The sequence below is a fragment of the Sphingomonas flavalba genome (genome assembly GCF_004796535.1).
Taxonomy (GTDB): domain Bacteria; phylum Pseudomonadota; class Alphaproteobacteria; order Sphingomonadales; family Sphingomonadaceae; genus Sphingomonas_L; species Sphingomonas_L flavalba.
The window spans coordinates 1-18,136 of the sequence record NZ_SPHY01000014.1; the positions used below are offsets into that span (position 1 = coordinate 1).

General features: G+C 68.6%; 17 protein-coding genes and 1 pseudogene. 11 read left to right on the forward strand and 7 right to left on the reverse strand.

Going from position 1 to position 18,136, the window contains the following annotated elements:
- From E4A53_RS12050 to E4A53_RS12070, 5 genes and pseudogenes are all read right to left on the reverse strand, one after another.
- Nucleotides 1-419, reverse strand: a pseudogene (locus tag E4A53_RS12050) (hypothetical protein); the annotation flags it as partial.
- A 218-nt stretch (nucleotides 420-637) separates the two neighbouring features.
- Nucleotides 638-2,008, reverse strand: coding sequence for a M24 family metallopeptidase (locus E4A53_RS12055; RefSeq protein ID WP_136163370.1), 1,371 nt, complete (start codon nucleotides 2,006-2,008; stop codon nucleotides 638-640).
- 53 nt (nucleotides 2,009-2,061) lie between these two features.
- On the reverse strand, nucleotides 2,062-3,354 hold the full coding sequence (locus E4A53_RS12060) for a M24 family metallopeptidase (RefSeq protein ID WP_239018287.1): 1,293 nt from the start codon (nucleotides 3,352-3,354) through the stop codon (nucleotides 2,062-2,064).
- 236 nt (nucleotides 3,355-3,590) lie between these two features.
- Entirely contained in the window at nucleotides 3,591-4,367 is a 777-nt protein-coding gene (locus E4A53_RS12065) for an IclR family transcriptional regulator domain-containing protein (protein ID WP_136163372.1), read from the reverse strand.
- A 219-nt stretch (nucleotides 4,368-4,586) separates the two neighbouring features.
- Nucleotides 4,587-5,366, reverse strand: a complete 780-nt coding sequence (locus tag E4A53_RS12070) for a crotonase/enoyl-CoA hydratase family protein (RefSeq protein ID WP_136163373.1) — start codon at nucleotides 5,364-5,366, stop codon at nucleotides 4,587-4,589.
- Between the two features lie 110 nt (nucleotides 5,367-5,476).
- On the opposite strand from E4A53_RS12070, the gene E4A53_RS12075 reads away from it, so the two are divergent.
- Together E4A53_RS12075 and E4A53_RS12080 are read left to right on the forward strand one after the other, a co-directional pair.
- Nucleotides 5,477-5,920 carry a PaaI family thioesterase gene (locus E4A53_RS12075; RefSeq protein ID WP_136163374.1) on the forward strand — a complete coding sequence of 148 codons (444 nt, stop codon included), beginning with the start codon at nucleotides 5,477-5,479 and terminating at the stop codon, nucleotides 5,918-5,920.
- Nucleotides 5,917-6,306, forward strand: a complete 390-nt coding sequence (locus E4A53_RS12080; protein WP_136163375.1) for a PaaI family thioesterase — start codon at nucleotides 5,917-5,919, stop codon at nucleotides 6,304-6,306. Before E4A53_RS12075 ends, E4A53_RS12080 begins: the two co-directional genes overlap by 4 nt.
- 40 nt (nucleotides 6,307-6,346) lie before the next feature.
- On the opposite strand, the gene E4A53_RS12085 is transcribed toward E4A53_RS12080, so the two are convergent.
- Complete coding sequence (locus E4A53_RS12085; protein ID WP_136163376.1) at nucleotides 6,347-7,135, reverse strand: SDR family oxidoreductase; 789 nt, start codon at nucleotides 7,133-7,135, stop codon at nucleotides 6,347-6,349.
- A 156-nt stretch (nucleotides 7,136-7,291) separates the two neighbouring features.
- Between E4A53_RS12085 and E4A53_RS12090 the strand changes: the two genes are divergently transcribed.
- From E4A53_RS12090 to E4A53_RS12125, 8 genes are all read left to right on the forward strand, one after another.
- Nucleotides 7,292-8,125, forward strand: a complete 834-nt coding sequence (locus E4A53_RS12090) for an SDR family NAD(P)-dependent oxidoreductase (protein WP_136163377.1) — start codon at nucleotides 7,292-7,294, stop codon at nucleotides 8,123-8,125.
- Nucleotides 8,122-9,561 (forward strand): MFS transporter, encoded by a 1,440-nt coding sequence (locus tag E4A53_RS12095; protein ID WP_136163378.1) that lies wholly within the window; start codon nucleotides 8,122-8,124, stop codon nucleotides 9,559-9,561. The genes E4A53_RS12090 and E4A53_RS12095 overlap by 4 nt, the downstream gene beginning before the upstream one ends.
- Before the next feature lie 71 nt (nucleotides 9,562-9,632).
- Entirely contained in the window at nucleotides 9,633-10,910 is a 1,278-nt protein-coding gene (locus tag E4A53_RS12100) for an acyl-CoA dehydrogenase family protein (RefSeq protein ID WP_136163379.1), read from the forward strand.
- Nucleotides 10,907-11,995, forward strand: coding sequence for a Zn-dependent alcohol dehydrogenase (locus tag E4A53_RS12105; RefSeq protein WP_136163380.1), 1,089 nt, complete (start codon nucleotides 10,907-10,909; stop codon nucleotides 11,993-11,995). Before E4A53_RS12100 ends, E4A53_RS12105 begins: the two co-directional genes overlap by 4 nt.
- A complete protein-coding gene (locus E4A53_RS12110) occupies nucleotides 11,992-13,035 on the forward strand; it encodes a phosphotransferase family protein (protein WP_136163381.1) in 1,044 nt (347 codons plus the stop codon). Before E4A53_RS12105 ends, E4A53_RS12110 begins: the two co-directional genes overlap by 4 nt.
- A 16-nt stretch (nucleotides 13,036-13,051) precedes the next feature.
- A complete protein-coding gene (locus tag E4A53_RS12115) occupies nucleotides 13,052-13,840 on the forward strand; it encodes an SDR family NAD(P)-dependent oxidoreductase (RefSeq protein ID WP_239018288.1) in 789 nt (262 codons plus the stop codon).
- Nucleotides 13,841-13,852: 12 nt separating this feature from the next.
- Nucleotides 13,853-15,880 (forward strand): 3-hydroxyacyl-CoA dehydrogenase NAD-binding domain-containing protein, encoded by a 2,028-nt coding sequence (locus E4A53_RS12120; protein WP_136163383.1) that lies wholly within the window; start codon nucleotides 13,853-13,855, stop codon nucleotides 15,878-15,880.
- Complete coding sequence (locus E4A53_RS12125; protein WP_136163384.1) at nucleotides 15,877-17,208, forward strand: amidase family protein; 1,332 nt, start codon at nucleotides 15,877-15,879, stop codon at nucleotides 17,206-17,208. Before E4A53_RS12120 ends, E4A53_RS12125 begins: the two co-directional genes overlap by 4 nt.
- 7 nt (nucleotides 17,209-17,215) lie before the next feature.
- On the opposite strand, the gene E4A53_RS12130 is transcribed toward E4A53_RS12125, so the two are convergent.
- Entirely contained in the window at nucleotides 17,216-17,767 is a 552-nt protein-coding gene (locus E4A53_RS12130) for a MarR family winged helix-turn-helix transcriptional regulator (protein ID WP_136163385.1), read from the reverse strand.
- Nucleotides 17,768-17,870: 103 nt separating this feature from the next.
- On the opposite strand from E4A53_RS12130, the gene E4A53_RS12135 reads away from it, so the two are divergent.
- Nucleotides 17,871-18,107 carry a thioredoxin family protein gene (locus tag E4A53_RS12135; protein ID WP_136163386.1) on the forward strand — a complete coding sequence of 79 codons (237 nt, stop codon included), beginning with the start codon at nucleotides 17,871-17,873 and terminating at the stop codon, nucleotides 18,105-18,107.
- The last annotated feature ends 29 nt before the right edge of the window (nucleotides 18,108-18,136 follow it).

An 18,136-nucleotide genomic window follows, 5' to 3' on the forward strand; every position in this document is an offset into this window, starting at 1 on the left:
AGCCGCCAGTTCTGCCCCGCGCCACGCGCCGCCGGCAGCTTCACCGTCTTGCCGTTCGACAGATTATACGTGTCGTATTTGTGCAAAACCGCCTGAACGTAATAGGTCCCGGCGGGGACCTGACCGACGTCCTTCGCGGGGAAGCCGAACACGCCCGGAGCGATCGTCGTCGCCTGGCCAGGCTTCAGCCCCTCGACATTCACGCCGAAGATCTGCGCGCCGTTGAAGGTCGGGTTGACCTGGAAGCGCGGCTCGGTCTTGCCGTCTGGGGTCAGGATCAGGATGACGCGGCCGTCATAGGAGCGCTCCAGCCCCTTGCCGGCCAACTCGACGCGGAAGCTCTCCGCCGCTGCCGGCATCGCCGCCATCACCAGCGCGCTCGCCAGCAGACTGCGACGCAACGTCGTCCAATCCTTCATATGCCTCCCCCTTTCAGGCCCGAATCTCAGCCCGGCACGCCTTGTCCAGGCGCGCGGTATCGCGGGCGATACGTAGATTGCGCTATCCCACCAAGCTATTTGGGCGCACAGCGAACATTATTTCACTATCCGGACATTTTTCTGGCGCGGTGGTGCGTCAGAGCCTCAATCTTTCGATGTAGCGCGGGCTATGGGGCCGTTCGTCCCCGGCAACCCGATCAGGGCTTCGGCCTGACCAGATGGAAGCTGCTCTGGCGGCCATCGATATAGCGCACCACCTTGCCGTCGAAGAACGCATCCTCTTCCGACGGGAAAGTGACCATCTGTCCGCCCCATTCCGGCACGGCGGCGGAGGCGCTCAGTTCGATCGACCAAGCGGTGTTCGGCCGCAGCCTGTATTCGCCGCGCGGGTCAGCGTTCTGATTGTCCCAGAAGCCGATCGAGGCGCCGGCGGCATGGCCGTGATAGCCGATCGGGTGCGAATAGATCGACGGCTGCAATCCTTGCGCAATCGCCTTGGCCCGGGCGCGGGCGAGGACCGCGTTGCCGCTGTCGCCAACCCTGAAGGACGAGGTGAGCGCGTCCTGCACCCGATTGTTCGCCAGGCGGCCGGCCTTCAACCCGGCCGGCACATCGCTCTCGCCGTCACGCAGCACATAGCCGAGATGCTGGGTGTCCGTGTTCAGCCCCAGATAGGTGATGCCGAAGTCGGTCCACAGCATGTCGCCTTTCTGGATGACGGTATCGCCGTCCAGCCGGCCGCTCGCCCCCTGCCGCATCACCGACACCGACGGCTGGAACCAGGTCTCGACCCGCATCTCCGCGATCCGGTCGCGGAACCACCAGACGACATCGTCGGTCGTCGTCACGCCGGGGGTAATGACCTTTTCCGAAAGACCTTCGGAAATGATCGCATGGGCAAGGCGGACGATTTCCGGATAGCGCTCCATCTCCGCCGGGATCCGCGTTTCCAGCCAGCCGACCGCCAGATTGTCGGTCCGCACGATCCGCGAGCGCAGGTCCGGCGCCAGCGCCTTGGTCATGTCCTCATACTGGCTGAGGGTCATGCCGTCGGCATAGGCGGTCAGTGACGAGGCGTTGATCGCGATCTTCTTCGGATTGCGCTCGGCGATGATCTGGGCGAGCCGCTTGAACTGATCCGGCTCCTTCTCCGGCTCCCACGCCGCCTTGAAGAAATCCGCCAGGCCATAGCGGCTGACGGTCAGCCGCTCGACGCCCTTGTCGCCGCCACGGTCGAAAAACACCAGGATCGTCCGCCGCCGCGCGTGCAGGCTCTCCGCGTCGAGCATCGTCTGGACGACCGGGTCCTCGAAATTCTCGCGGGCGATCAACACCCACATGTCAACGCCGTTCTCGCGCATCAGCGGCGCGATCAGCGTGTCGAGCCGCTCCTTCAGCCAGGCGTCCTGCACCTGGGCGCGTTCGCGCATCGACAGCACCCTGGGGTAGGCCGGCCGGTCGACTTCCTCTGTGTTCAGCGCGGCCGGCGCCTGGGCGGCGGCAGGCACGGCCGGCATCGCCACCGTGACGAGCAGAGGGAGCAGGGCAAAGCGCGAGAAACGGGTCATCGATGTGCAATCCTTGGTCAGCATACTGGCAATTCCGGCCCGGCGGCCGCCGTTCACGGCCGCGGGATCAGGATCATGTCGGCCTGGTAGCCGTCGAGGAAGCGGAACGCCTTGCCGTCGTAGAAGCCGTCCTCCTCGAACATGAAGCGCGCCTTCTGCCCGCCCCATTCCGGCACCGCGTGGGCTGCGTTCAGCTCGATCGACCAGGCGGTGTTGGGGTGGATCGGATAATCGCCTCGGAACGGCACGCCGGACTGGTCCTCCCACGCGCCGATCCACGGGCCGGCGCCGTGGCCGTGATGGCCGATCGCGTGGGAATAGATCGTGCCTTCGACCCCAGCGGCGGCGACGCGCTTGCGCGCGGCGGCGAGTACATCGTTGCCCGTCCGCCCGGACCGCAGCTCCGCCACCACGGCGCGATGGACCGTGTTCATCGCGTCAAGCCCGTCGCGCAGGCCCTTGGGCGCCTCGGTCTCGCCGGGGCGCAGCACATAGGCCATGCGCTGGACGTCGGTTTTCAGGCCCAGATAGGAAATGCCGAAATCCAGATGCAGCATGTCGCCGGGCTGGATGATCTCCTTGTTGCCCAGGCCGATCTTCTCGATATCGAACGTCGCCATCTGCGCGCGCTGGATCGATACGGACGGCTGGAACCAGGTGTCGAGCTTCAGCTCGGCAATCCGCTCGCGGAACCACCAGACCAGATCCTGGGTGGTGGTGACGCCGGGGGTGATCGCCCGTTCCGAAAAGCCTTCCTGGATGATCGCATGAGTGATCCGCGACAACGTCGGATAGGTCGCCATCTCCGCCGGGATCCGCGTTTCCAGCCAGCCGAGGCCAAGCCGGTCGTGGCTGACGAAGCGCTCGGCGTATTTGGGACCGACGGCGCGGGTCAGTTCGACCAGATGACTGGCGGTCATCCCGTCGGCGAGCGGGAATTCGGCGGCGCGGTTGAGGGCGATCGTCTTGGGGTCGCGCTCGCGTACGATCTTCGCCAGTTCCGCCCACTGATCCGGCTGGGCGTCGGGGTTCCACGACGGCACGAAATCGCCGACCGGATAGCGGGCCAGCACCAGCCGCTCGATACCCTTGTCGCCGCCGCGATCGAAGAACACCAGGATGGTGCGCCGCCGCGCGCTGAGCCAAGTGGCGGGCAGCATCGTCTCAGCGACCGGATCCTCGTGATATTCGCCAGCGATCAGGATCCACATCTGGACGTTGTCACGGCGCATCAGCATCGGCACCAGCGTGTCGAGCCGCTCCTTCAGCCAGCGGTCCTCGACCTTGGCGCGCTCGACCAGCGGCAGGATCGCCGGCATCGCCGGATCGACCTTCTCCGCAGCCATAGCCGGTGCGGATGCCAGCATGGCCAAGCCTGCCGCAAATGCGATCATCGCCTTCATAGGAAAAGCCCCCAACCCCACACCGCGGATCCAGTCCGGCGGCGATATGTTCTATATTTTAGAGTACAAATGTTCGCGATGCGCGCAAGAGGCGACCGAAAATATTAGCTTACCTGCTAAAATCGCCCGATATTCTTATGTCCGCATTCCGAACATTGCCGCTGAGCAGCGGATTGACCCTAAAGCCCGGCGGTCACGCGGCGCGACGCGGCCTGCAGCGCCGGCAGGATTCGCCCGGTGATGTCGGGCAGCGAGAAACGCGCCGTCGGGCAGCAGACGTTCAGCGCCGCGATCGTGCGGTGGGCGCTGTCGCGGATCGGCACGGAGATCGACTGGATGCCGACCTCCAGTTCCTGGTCGACAATCGAAAAATCCTGGGCGCGCGCTTCGTCGATCATCGCGCGCAGCTTCACCTTCGACATCACCGTGTTCGACGTCAGCCGTTCCAGCGTCACCCGATCGAGATAGTCGAGCAGCGCGTCCTCCGGTTCCATCGCCAGCAGGATCCGGCCGGTCGACACCGCATGAGCCGGCGCGCGGGTGCCTACGGCGAAGCTGATGTTCATCAACCGGTCGGACGTCGCCCGCGCGATATAGACCGCGTCCTCGCCGGACAGCACCGCCACGAACACCGATTCCTGCAGCGCCTTCGCCAGATCGTTCATGATCGGCTGGACGACATCCAATATCCCCATCGACGCCAGCGCCGAATAGCCAAGGCGCAGCACCTTCGGCTTCAGCGAGAACAGCTTGCCGTCCTTACCGGCATAGCCTTCGTGGACCAGGGTCAGCAGAAAGCGGCGAGCCGTCGCCCGCGTCATCCCCGTCGCGCGCGCCACCTCGCTCAGCGTCATCTTCGGTCGGCTGCGGGTGAAGGCGCATATCACCTCCAGCCCGCGGGCAAGAGAATGCACCAGATCGCGGTCGTTGATGTCGGAGCTGTCGAACGAATCCACGATGTCATCCTATCCATCACGCCGGGGCCCAGTCGCGCCGCATCGCCGCGATCGGCTAACACCATGCCTGCAGGAAACGTCCGCACGCCCCACCCGCCGCGGAAGCCCCGAACCCCGGCCGAACGGCGACTATGGCGAGTTCCGCCGGTGATGAAAAGAGGGACCGCGCGCCCCGGTCCGGAACAGGGCGAAGGCGGTGGTACCGCCCCCACTCCTCCTTCAATCGGCAAAGCGCGGCGCGCGTTTCTCGATGTTCGCCAGCACCGCCTCGCGCTGGTTGGGCGCGCCGATCAGCGCCGCCTGCTCGGCGCTCTCCGCCCGCAGGATGGCGGCGAGGTCCTGGTCCGGCGCCGCGTTGAACAGCCGCTTGGCGGCGCGGATCGCATCGGGGCTGCGCCCGGCGATCGCGCCGGCAAGCGCCAGCGCCTCGACATGGGGATCGCCGGCCAATCGGGTAACGAGGCCAAGGGCCGCGCCCTCCACCGCGTCGAATTGTCGGCCGCTGTAGGTCAGTTCGCGCGCGACGTCGTCGCGGACCAACGTACGCAGCAGCGCGATGCCCCCCATGTCGGGCACCAGCCCCCATTTGATCTCCATGATCGACAGCCGGGTGTCGGGCGCAGCGATGCGGATGTCGGCGCCGAGCATGATCTGGAACCCACCGCCGAAGGCGACACCGTGGACGGCGGCGATCACCGGAACCGGCAGCATCCGCCAGCCGACCGCGACATGCTGGAAGATATTGGTCGGGCCGTAAGGCCGCGCGTCGAGCGCCCCGGTCAGCCCGCCGGCAAAGCTCGCCACATCCAGACCAGCGCAGAACGCGCGCCCTTCGCCCGACAGCACCACCGCGCGCAGGCCGGGCATCGCCTCCAGTTCGGCCAGCACCGCCACGATGCCGTCGAACATCGCCGGGTCGAGCGCGTTCATCTTGTCGGGCCGGGCCAGCCGCACGTCGGCGACGCCGCCTTCCACCGTCATCGTTACCCGGTCACCCATCACCGCGCCTTTCCCGTCACATGCCGCCACCGACTGTCCACCAGCGCGGCGGGCGCTGCAAGAGCATGCCGCTTGCGCCGACGAGCGGCGGCCCGCTACAGGCTGGTGCCATGGCACAAACGGAATGGCCGACATTCGATCCGGCGCGGTTCATCGAGGCGCTGGCCGGCCGGCATCACAGCGGCCTGCTCGACCTGCGCTACGAGCGGCACGGCACCGATTGGGTGGAGCTGTCCATCCCCTACGCCGCGCATCTGGTCGGCGACCCGGAAAGCGGCGTGCTCGCTTCCGGCCCGATCCTGGCGATGATGGACATGGCGACCAGCATGGCAATCTGGGTCAAGGGCGGCCGCTTCCGCCCGCAGGCGACGCTCGACCTGCGCGTCGACTATCTGCGCCCGGCGGCGCCCGGCAACCGGGTGATCGGCCATGGCGAATGCTATCGCGTGACCCGCTCCGTCGGCTTCGTGCGCGGGCAGGCGCATGACGGCGATCCGGACGATCCGGTCGCGCATGTCGTCGGCACCTTCATGTTCATGGACAGCATGGCATGAGCATCGCGCTGCCCCCCTACGCACTTTCCCTCGGCCTTTCCGTCGACCGGCTGGAGGACGGCGCGCCGGTGCTGCTGATGCCGTTCGCGCCGCCGGTGGTCGGCCGCCCCGGCTTCGTCCATGGCGGCGCGCTCGGCGGGCTGCTGGAGATGGCGGCGTTCAGTGCGTTGCGCGCCCGCTTCTCCGGCGACGATCACCCCCGGCTGAAGCCGATCAACGTCTCGGTCGAATATATGCGCGGCGCCCGCGAGCGCGAGACCCGCGCCGTCGGCATCGTCACCCGCCTTGGCAACCGCATCGCCAATCTGGAGGCGATCGCCTGGCAGGACGACCGCGCCCGCCCGGTCGCCACCGCCTGGATGAACGTGCTGATCGATCGGGATTAGGCTGGTCCAGCGGCTGTCAGGCGGCACCGTCCCGCGCGGGTCAGGCTTCGATCTTCGTCTCGATCCTGGCGTTGACCAGGCCGCCGTCGACGGTGACGGTATCGCCGACCACATAATCGCCAGCGCGGCTTGCAAGGTAGACCGCCGCCGCCGCCAGATCCTCCGGCCGGCCGATCCGCCCGGCGGGGATCACCTTCGCCACCGCGTCGCCATGGTCGCGCGCCGCCTTGTTCATGTCCGACCCGAAGGCGCCGGGGGCGAGCGAGGTGACGACGATGCCGTCGGCGATCAGCCGCGCCGCCATCCGCCGGGTCAGGTGGATAAGCCCCGCCTTCGACGCCTGATAGCTGTAGGTTTCCCACCCGTTCAGCCGCTGCCCGTCGATCGAGCTGATATTGATTACCTTGGCCGGGCGCCCGCCGGCGGCGGCGGCCTTCAGTTGCGGATACAGCGCCTGGGTCAGGAAAAACGGCGATTTCAGGTTCAGGTCCATCACCTTGTCCCAGCCGGCCTCCGGAAAAGCCTCGAACGGCTCCCCCCAGGCGGCGCCGGCATTGTTGACCAGTATGTCCAGCCGCGGCTCGTGCTCCGCCAGCCGGGCGGCCAGCGCCTTGCAGCCTTCGACCGTCGACACGTCCTGCGGCAGGGCGATGCAGTTCGGCCCCAGTTCCGCCGCCGTCGCCGCGCAGGCATCGGCCTTGCGCGACGAGATGTAGACCTTCGCGCCCTGGGCGATGAAGCCCTCGGCGATCCAGCGCCCGATGTTGCGCGATCCCCCAGTGACCAGCGCGACGCGCCCCTCCAGGCTGAACAGTCCGGCGATATCCATGGCAAACCTCCACGTTTTTCGGGCGTGATCTCGTCCGCCCCTGCCGCTCCCGTCAAGGCGCATCACCGCAAGCCCGCATTCCGTAGCGGCGGGCGGCAGGGCGTTGACCGCGCCCATCCCGGCCATATTCTCAACCGTGAAAACAGGAGAGGGCCGATGCGATTCACGGGCAAGACGGCGGTGGTGACGGGTGCTGCGTCCGGCATCGGCCGGGCGACGGCATTGCGCTTCGCGCGCGAGGGCGCGACGGTGATCGCCGGCGACATCGACGAGGCGGGCGGCGCCGCGCTGGCGGCCGAAACGGAGGCGCAGGGCCGCATCCGCTTCCAGCGCACCGACGTTACCGCCGAAGCCGACATCGTCGCGCTGCTCGCGGCCGCCGATGGGCCGGACATCCTGTTCAACAATGCCGGCGCCGGCGGCCAGCGCGGCCGTATCGACGAGATTGACGCCGCCGGCTGGGACGCGACGATGGCGCTGCTGCTGCGTTCGGTCGCGCTTGGCATCCGCCACGCCGCGCCGCTGATGGCGGCGAAGGGCGGCGGCGCGATCGTCAATACCGCGTCGATCGCCGCAACAATGGCCGGTGCCGCGCCGACCGCCTATTCGACCGCCAAGGCCGGCGTGCTGCACCTGACCAAGATGGCCGCCGCCGACCTGGCGCGCAGCAATATCCGGGTCAACGCGGTGCTGCCCGGTTTCATCCTGACCAACATCTTCACCGCCACCCTCGGCCTGACCGGGGCGGTGCGCGATCAGGCCAATGCCGCGATCGCCGCCGTCGCCACCGGCGCCCAGCCGGTCCGCCGGCCCGGCCGGCCGGAGGACATCGCCGCCGCTGTCGCCTTCCTCGCCAGCGAAGAGGATGCCGGCTTCATCACCGGCACCCACATCCTGGTCGACGGCGGGATGAGCGTCGGCCCCCGCCACAGCTGGGACGCGGATGCGCCGGGGTTGTTCGACGCGCTAGAGGCCATGGCCGGGAAATGACCGGCACGGCCGACCGGGTCCCGCTTGCCACCAAGCTGGCCTACGGTTTCGGCGCCGTTGCCTATGGCATCAAGGACAATGGTTTTCAGGTCTTCCTGCTGATCTTCTATAACCAGGTCGTCGGCCTGCCCGCCGGCACCGTCGGGCTGGTCATCATGGCAGCGCTGTTCGTCGATGCGTTCGTCGACCCGGCGATCGGCGTCGCCAGCGACCGCACGCATAGCCGCTGGGGCCGCCGCCATCCCTGGCTCTACGGCTCGGCGCTGCCGATCGCGCTATGCTGGGTGCTGTTGTGGAACCCGCCGCCGGCCGACACCTTCTCGACCCCGCTCTACCTGTTCCTGATCGCCATCCTCGTCCGCACCGCCATATCGACCAACGAAGTGCCGTCGGTGGCGATGGTGCCGGAACTGACCCGCGACTATCACGAACGCACCGCCGTCATCCGCTATCGCTATTTGTTCGGCTGGGCCGGCGGCCTCGCGCTGCTGTTCCTCGCCTATGGCTGGCTGTTCGTGCCGCCCCGTGGCGCGCTGACCGGCCCGCTTGCGCCGGTCGGCTACCATAATTTCGCGCTGGTCGGCGCGGCGGTGATGCTGGTCAGCGTGCTGCTTTCCGCCATCGCCACCCACCGCCGGATGGCGGCGCTGCCCGACCGCGCCGGGGCACCGGCGGAATCGCCGCGCGCGCTGCTGCGCGACCTCGGTCGCGCGCTGTCCAACCGCGCCTTTCTGTTGCTGATGGCGGCCGGCATCTTCGCCTATGTCAACCAGGGCGTCAGCTTCGCGATGACCAATTACCTGCTGAATTTCGTCTGGCATTTCGCGCCGGGCGATTTCCTGGTCTATGCCGTGGTGCTGTTCGCCGGCGTCGGCGCCGCGTTCTTTGCGGTGACGCCGATCGCCCGCCGGCTCGGCAAGAAGCATGCGGCGGCGCTGCTCGCCCTGCTCGCCAGCCTGTTCGCGACGCTGCCTTACTGGCTGCGGCTGGCCGGCCTGTTCCCGCTGCCCGGCAACCCGGCGATGCTGCCCGCCTTCCTGGCGCTGATCGGCGTGGCGACCGGCTGCGGCGTCGCGGTGATGATGCTGACCGGATCGATGATGGCCGACGTCGTCGAGGCATCGGAGGAACGGACCGGCCGGCGCGACGAGGGGCTGTTCTACGCCGGTTCGCTGTTCATGCAGAAATGCACCTCCGGCCTCGGCATCTTCGCCGCCGGGCTGATCGTCGCCGCCGCCGGATTGCCGGCCGGGGCGGTCGCCGGCCAGCTCGCCGACTCGGTGATCGACCGGATGATGGCCGGATTCGCCGGGGTGACGGTGGCGCTCGGGTTGGCGTCCGCCTGGCTGTTCACCCGCTTTCCGTTCGGCCGCGCGGAGCACGAGGCGCGGTTGGCCAAGCTTGCCGTAGCGGCAGCGCCGACGCCGGAAAAATGACGGATTTCAGGGCTGGCGGACTCGGGCGTCGGCTGACAAGACTGTCCTGAACAGCAGCCGGGAGAGCGCTCGTGGATTTCACCCTGACCGATCGCCAGACATATTGGCGCGACCGGGTCCGCGCCTTCGTCGAAGCGCATATCCGCCCCCGCGACGACGATTATCACGCCCAGCAGGCCGAGGGAGATCGCTGGAAAGTGCTGCCGGTGATCGAAGAGGAAAAGGCACGGGCGAAGGCGGAGGGCATCTGGAACCTGTTCATGCCGCCATCGTCCGGCCACGCCCCGGTCGACGCCGGCTTCGCCTTCGACGGACCGGCGCTGACGAACCTTGAATATGCGCTGTGCGCCGAGGAGATGGGCCGGATCGGCTGGGCATCGGAGGTGTTCAACTGCTCCGCGCCCGACACCGGCAATATGGAGGTGCTCCACCGTTACGGCACCCGCGCGCAGAAGGACCGCTGGCTGCAACCGCTGATGGACGGGGAGATCCGCTCCGCTTTCCTGATGACGGAACCGGGCGTCGCCTCGTCCGACGCCACCAATATCGAAACGCGCATCGCCCGCGACGGCGATTACTACGTGCTGAACGGACGCAAATGGTGGTCGTCGGGCGCCGGCGACCCGCGCTGCAAGGTGGCGATCGTGATGGGCAAGACCGATCCCGACGCCAGCCGCCATGCCCAGCAGTCGATGGTGCTGATGCCGCTCGACGCGCCCGGCGTCACCATCCTGCGCCACCTGCCGGTATTCGGCTATGACGACGCGCCGCACGGCCATATGGAGATCGCGCTGAACGACGTGCGCATCCCCGTCGACGCGATGCTGCTCGGCGAAGGGCGCGGGTTCGAAATCGCGCAGGGGCGGCTCGGGCCGGGCCGCATCCATCACTGCATGCGCACGATCGGCGTCGCCGAGGAAGCACTCGACAAGATGGCGCGCCGCCTGCTGTCGCGCGTCGCCTTCGGCAAGGCGATCGCCGAACACAGCGTCTGGGAACAGCGCGTCGCCGCCGCCCGGATCGACATCGAGATGTGCCGGCTGCTCTGCCTGAAGGCTGCTGACATGATGGACAAGGCCGGCAACAAGGCGGCGCAGGCGGAAATCGCGATGATCAAGGTCGCCGCCCCGCAAATGGCGCTGCGCATCCTGGACGATGCGATCCAGGCGCATGGCGGCGCCGGGGTCAGCGAGGATTTCGGCCTGGCCCGCGCCTATGCCGGCATCCGGACCCTGCGCCTCGCCGACGGGCCGGACGAGGTGCACAACCGCGCCATCGCCCGGCTCGAATTCGGCAAGCATGGCGGACGCGAGGCGATCGCCGCCGCCCGCGCGGGGGCAGGCCGGTGAAGGCCGCGATCCTCTCCGCTCCGGGCACGCCGCTGACCATCGAGGAGGTGACGATCGCCGCCCCCGGCCCGCATGAGGTGTTGATCCGCACCGCCGCGGTCGGCGTCTGCCGGTCCGACCTGCATTTCGTCGACGGCGCCTATCCGCACCCGCTGCCGACCATTCCGGGCCATGAGGCCGCCGGCGTGGTCGAAGCCGTCGGCAGCGAGGTGACGACATTGCGCCCCGGCGATCCGGTCGTCACCTGCCTCAGCGCCTATTGCGGCCATTGCGACCAGTGCGTCACCGGCCATATGTCGCTGTGCACCGATGCCGGGGTGAAACGGCGCAAGGACCAGCCGCCGCGCCTGACGCTGGCCGCCGACGGCAGCACCGTCCACCAGATGCTGAACCTGTCCGCCTATGCGGAACAGATGCTGGTCCACGAACATGCCTGCGTCGCGATCGACCCGGACATGCCGCTCGACCGCGCCTGCGTGCTTGGCTGCGCGGTGACCACCGGCGCCGGCGCGATCTTCCACGCCGCCGACGTCGCACCGGGGGAAACGGTGGCGGTGGTCGGTTGCGGCGGCATCGGCCTGGCCGCGGTCAACGCCGCGAAGATCGCCGGGGCCGGGCGGATCATCGCGCTCGACCCGGTGCCGGAAAAACGCGCGCTGGCGCTGAAGCTCGGCGCGACCGACGCGGTCGACGCCGCTGCCGAGACTGCCGCGGCGGAAGTCGTCGCGATGACGCAGGGCGGCGTCCATCACGCGATCGAGGCGGTCGGCCGCCCGGCATCCGGCGACCTTGCCGTCGGGCTGCTCCGGCGCGGCGGCACCGCGACCATCCTCGGCATGATGCCGCTGACCCACAAGGTCGGCCTGTCGGCGCTCGACCTGCTCGCGTCGAAAAAGCTGCAGGGCGCGCTGATGGGCGGCAATCATTTCCCGGTCGACATTCCCCGGCTGGTCGCCTTCTACCTGCGCGGCCTGCTCGACCTGGACAGCATCATCGCGGAACGCATTCCGCTCACCCGCATCAACGATGCCTTCGCCAAGCTGCGCCAGGGCGATTCCACCCGCAGCGTCGTGGTCTTCGAATGAGCGACACCGTCCCCGTCGCCCCCGGCGACCGGCTCGACACCGGCCGGCTTGAACAGTGGATGGCCGCCAATATCGCCGGATTTTCCGGCCCGCTGACCCTGGCCAAGTTCAGGGGCGGCCAGTCCAACCCGACCTATCGGGTCGACACGCCCGGCGGCGCCTATGTGCTGCGGCGCCAGCCGTTCGGACCGCTGCTGCCCTCCGCCCACGCCGTCGACCGCGAATATCGGGTGATCGCCGCCCTCCACCCGACCGGCTTTCCGGTCGCCCCCCCCTATGGCTTGTGCACCGACCCGGCGGTGATCGGGTCCATGTTCTACGTGATGGGCCTCGCCGAAGGGCGCAACCTGTGGGACGGCAGCCTGCCCGGCTGCGCGCCGGACGAACGGCGCGGCCTGTACAATGCGATGATCGACACGCTCGCCCGCCTCCACGCCGTCGATCCCGATGCGGTCGGCCTTGGCGACTATGGCCGGCCGGGCAATTATTTCGAACGGCAGGTCGCGCGCTGGACCAAGCAATACCGCGCGTCGGAAACCGAAACGGTGCCGGAGGTCGACCGGCTGATCGCCTGGCTCCCCGCAACGGTGCCGCCGCAGGATCGGGTCTCCATCGTCCATGGCGACTACCGGCTCGACAATATGATCTTCGCCGCCGGCGAACCGCGCGTCGTCGCGGTGCTCGACTGGGAATTGTCGACCCTCGGCGATCCGCTGGCCGATTTCTCCTATCTGCTGATGAACTGGGTGACGGCACCGGAGGGCCGCTCCGGCATCGCAGGGCTGGACCTGCCGGCGCTCGGCATCCCGACGCTGGAGGAGGCGGCGGACCGCTATTGCGCCGCGACCGGGCGCAGCGGCATGCCGGACCTCAACTGGTATTTCAGCTATAACCTGTTTCGGCTTACAGGCATCGTCCAGGGGATCAGGAAGCGCATCGTCGACGGCAATGCCAGCTCGGCGGAAGCGGAAGCGACGGCGGCACGCCTGCCGGCGCTGGCGCGGGCGGCCTGGCATTTCGCCGAACGGGCGGGCGCATGAGGAAGGATTTCGAACGGTGAAGCTGGCGGGCAAGGTCGCGATCATCACCGGTGCCGGCTCCGGCATCGGCCGGGCGACCGCGCAACGTTTCGCCGCCGAAGGCGCGCGGCTGGTGCTTGGCGACGCGAACGATACGGTGCGGGAGACCGCCGCCGCGATCGGCGACGCCGCCACCGCCCTGATCATCGACGCGGGCAGCGAGGCGGATGTCGCCCGGCTGGTCGCCACCGCCACCGACCGTTTCGGCCGACTCGACATCGCTTATGCCAATGCCGGCATTTCCGGCGGGCTGACCGGCCTGCTCGACCACAGCGTCGCCGACTGGGATGCGATCCTCCGGGTCAATCTGATCGGCCCGTTCCTGCTGATCAAACATGCCGCGCCGGTGATGATGGCGGCGAGCGGCGGCGCGATCCTGTGCACCGCCAGCGTCGCCGGCCTGCGCTCCGGCGCCGGCTGCCCGGCCTATTCGGCATCGAAGGCCGGGGTAATCAATCTGGTCCAGACGGCGGCGCAGCAATTGTCCGGCACCGGCGTGCGCGTCAACGCCATCTGCCCCGGCCTGATCCAAACCGGCATGACCCAGCGCGCCTTCGACTATGCCGCCGAAAAGGGCGTGACTGCCCGCATCGGCCGGCTCAACCCGCTGCGCCGCGCCGGCCAGCCGGCGGAAGTCGCGGCACTGGCGCTGTTCCTCGCCTCGGACGAGGCGAGCTATGTCAACGGGCAGGCGATCGCCGTCGACGGCGGCCTGTCCTCCTCCCACCCCGTGACCCGTCAGGAGACGGGCAAGACCGCTGCGTAAGAAAGGAAGCTCATGTCCTCCCCCATTTCTACCGAACGCCACGGCGACGTCCTCGTCATCACCTCGGACAACCCGCCGGTCAACGCGCTCGGCGCCGCCGTCCGCACCGGGCTTGACGCCGCGATCAAGGCGGCGATCGCCGACGACGCGGTCAAGGCGGTGGTCATCCGCTGCGCGGGCCGCACTTTCTTCGCCGGCGCCGACATCACCGAATTCGGCAAGCCGCCGGTCGAACCCTGGCTGCCCGCGCTGGTCGACACGATCGAAGCAAGCCCCAAGCCGGTCGTCGCCGCGATCCACGGCACCGCGCTCGGCGGTGGGCTGGAAACCGCGCTCGGCTGCCATTACCGCATCGCCGTTTCCTCGGCGAAGCTCGGCACGCCGGAGGTGAAGCTTGGCCTGCTGCCCGGCGCCGGCGGCACCCAGCGCCTGCCCCGCACCGCCGGGATCGAGGCGGCGGTGGAAATGTGCGCCACCGGCACGCCGATCAGCGCCAAGCGCGCGCTGGACCTGGGCCTGGTCGACCGGATCGCCGGTGAGGACAGTCTCGCCGCCGACGCCATCGCCTTCGCCAACGAGGTGATCGCGCAAGGCCCGCGCCCGACGCGCGCGCTGCCGGTCAAGGGCGATCCAGCCGCGATCAAGGCCTTTGCCGAGGCCAATGCGAAGAAATTCCGCGGCTTCGACGCGCCCGCCGCCGCCATAGCCTGCGTCGAGGCGGCGACCCGCCTGCCGTTCGACGAAGGCATGGCGTTCGAGCGCGAACAGTTCACCAAGCTGATCTTCGGCACCCAGTCGGCGGCGATGCGCCACATCTTCTTCGCCGAGCGTCAGGCCGCGAAGATCGACGGCGTCGACAAGGACATTGCGCTGCGCCCAATCAACAAGGTCGGCGTGATCGGCGCCGGCACGATGGGCGGCGGCATCTCGATGAATTTCCTGACCGCCGGCATCCCGGTCACCATCGTCGAGATGAAGCAGGACGCGCTCGATCGCGGCGTCGGCCTGATCCGCAAGAATTACGAGGCGTCCGCCGCCAAGGGCCGCTTCACCGCCGAACAGGTGGAGGCGGCGATGGAGGCGCTGACCCCGACCCTGTCGTTCGACGATCTCGCCGACTGCGATCTGGTGATCGAGGCGGTCTATGAGAATATGGACGTGAAGAAGGAGGTGTTCGGCAAGCTTGACCGCATCGTCAAGGCCGGCGCCATCCTTGCGTCCAACACCAGCTACCTGAACGTCGACGAGATCGCAGCCTCGACCGGCCGGGCCGGGGACGTGCTCGGCATGCATTTCTTCTCGCCGGCGAATGTGATGAAGCTGCTGGAGGTGGTGCGCGGCGCCAAGACCGCGCCGGACGTGCTGGCGACGGTGATAGCGCTGGCCAAGAAGATCAACAAGGTCGCGGTGGTCGCCGGCGTCTGCCACGGCTTCATCGGCAACCGCATGCTGATGCCGCGTCAGGTCGAATCGATGAAGCTGCTGATGGAGGGGGCCACCCCGGCGCAGATCGACAAGGTCCATGTCGAATTCGGCATGCCGATGGGGCCGTTCCAGATGAGCGACCTCGCCGGTGTCGACATCGGCTGGCACCGCGACCCCGCCAGAATCGAGAATATCCGCGACGCGCTGTGCGCCGTCGGCCGCTGGGGGCAGAAAACCGGCAAGGGCTTCTACGATTATGACGACAAGCGCCGCCCAAGCCCGAGCGCGGAAGTGCAGGCGATCATCGACGATTTCGCCGCCAAGGCGGGGATGACCAAGCGCGCGATCAGCGACGAGGAAATCGTCGAGCGCACGCTTTACCCGATGGTCAACGAAGGGGCGCTGATCCTGGCGGAAAAGATGGCGCAGCGCGCCTCGGACATCGATGTCGTGTGGATCTACGGCTATGGCTGGCCGGTCTATCGCGGCGGGCCGATGTTCTGGGCCGATCTGGAAGGCGCCGACAAGATCGTCGCCGGCCTCGAAAAGCACGGCTTCGCCATTGCGCCGCTGCTGAAGGAGAAAGCGGAGACGAAGGGCCGGTTCACGTCGTGAGCCTGGCCGCGGCCGAGCCCGGCGCGATCGCCACCGCCCGGGCGATCGCCGCCGGCACGACCAGCGCCCGCGCGGCATGTGAGGCGGCGATCGCGCGGATCGCGGAGCGTGACGGGACGATCAACGCCGTCGTCATCCGCGATTTCGATCGTGCCCGCGCCGCCGCCGATGCCGCCGATGCGCGGCTGGCGGCGGGGGAGGCGGCGGCGGCGCTGCTCGGCGTGCCGATGACGATCAAGGAATCGTTCAACGTCGCCGGCCTGCCGACAAGCTGGGGCTACGCAGCGCACCGCGACCACATCGCCACCGCCGATGCCGCCGTCGTCCGGCGGCTGAAGGCGGCAGGCGTGGTGTTTCTCGGCAAGACCAACGTGCCGACCGGCCTGACCGACATCCAGACGGTCAACCCGATCCATGGCCGCACCACCAATCCGCATGATCCGGCGCGCACGCCCGGCGGCTCATCGGGCGGCGCCGCCGCTGCGCTCGCCGCCGGCATGGTCCCGCTCGAATATGGCTCCGACATCGGCGGGTCGATCCGCACCCCGGCGCATTTCTGCGGCGTCTGGGGGCACAAGAGCAGCTTCGGGCTGGTTTCGTCGGAAGGCCATGCGTTCCCCCGCACCGATGGCGCCGCCGCCCCGCTCGGCGTTGTCGGCCCGCTCGCCCGCAACCCGGAAGACCTTGCCCTCGCCCTGATGCTGACCGCTGACATCCCGCCGCCGCCGGCGCGGATCGAGTCGCTGGCCGGCGCCCGTATCCTGCTGCTGACCAGCCACCCGCTCGCCCGCGCCGACAGCGCGATCGTCGCGGCAATCGCGGCGGCGGGCGATGCCTGCGCCCGTGCCGGCGCCCATGTCACCGACAGCGCGGCGCTGCCCGATCTGGAAGCGATGCACCGCGCCTATATGCGGATGATGAACACCGTGCTCTCCCGAGGCGCGCCGCCGCCGGGCGGCACCCCGCTGACCGCCGCGCAGTGGTTCGCAATGTGCGACGATCAGGCCCGCTGCCAGCGGCAGTGGCACCGCCTGTTCGAGGATTTCGACGCGGTGTTCGCCCCCGCCTGCGGCGTCGCCGCCTTCCCGCATGACGCGGAACCGGACGCGCGCAAGCGCCAGTTGCTGATCGACGGCGAACCGACGCCGTTCGGCGCCCAGTTTGCCTGGGCGGGCATCGCCACCTATCCCGGCCTGCCCGCCACCGCGGCGCCGATCGGCGCTACCACGGACGGCCTGCCGATCGGCATGCAGGTGGTCGCCGACCTCTATCAGGACCGCACCGCGATCCGGCTTGCCGCCCTTGCCGTGGCGGCGCTCGCGCGCTGATCCGCCCTTACGCCGCCTCCTGCTCGACGCAGATCGCGGCGGCGTCGCGGGTATCGAGCGGCACCGCCAGCAATGCGCAGAAATGCGGCGCCCCGCCCTCCGCATCGCGCCGGAAATGGCGGCAGTCGGCGCATTGGCCGAACGGGCGATAGCCGCGCGCGCCGAGATAGGTCGCCAGCATATGCGCGAACAGCGGCGCCAGCGCCGCCCGCTCCTTAGCATCCAGCCCGGCAAGCATCGCCTCGGCCACGCCGTCCCCCGCCTCGGCGAGCGCCGCTTCGCCACGCCGGGTCAGCGCCAGCCGCACCAGCCGCCGGTCGGCCGCGTCGCCGGTCCGTGCGACCAGCCCCTTGCGCTCCAGCGCGGCGATGGTCTGCGATACCGTGCCCTTGGTCTGGCCAAGCCAGGCGGTCAGCGCGCCCGGCGTGCGCGAGAATCGGTTCGCTTCGGCCAGATAGCGCAGCGCCTGCAACTGCACGGGTTTCAGCCCGTCGCCATGGCCGTCGCCGGCAATCAGCCGGGCGGCGCGGGTCAGCAGGTCGGGCAGGCGATCAGGCATTGCAGAGATAGTATCGACTAAAAACTATTTGCTCAAGCAGAAAGCCTGTGGCATCCAAATGGTATCGAGTCGCTACTTATTGCGCTCGACCAAGGAGAACCCCATGCCCCAGAAAGCGATTTTCTATCATGCCGGCTGCAGCGTCTGCGTCGATGCGGAACAGGCGGTGGCCGCCGCGATCGACCCGGCGCGCTACGCGGTCGAGATCGTCCATCTCGGCGAAGAGACCGGCCGGGTGGCGGAGGCGGAGGCCGCCGGCGTCAAGTCGGTGCCGGCCCTCGTGCTTGACGGCCTGCCCTATCACATCAATTTCGGTGCTTCGATCGACGTGCTGAAATAACCACCCCCGCCCCGGCGCCTCCCCGCCGG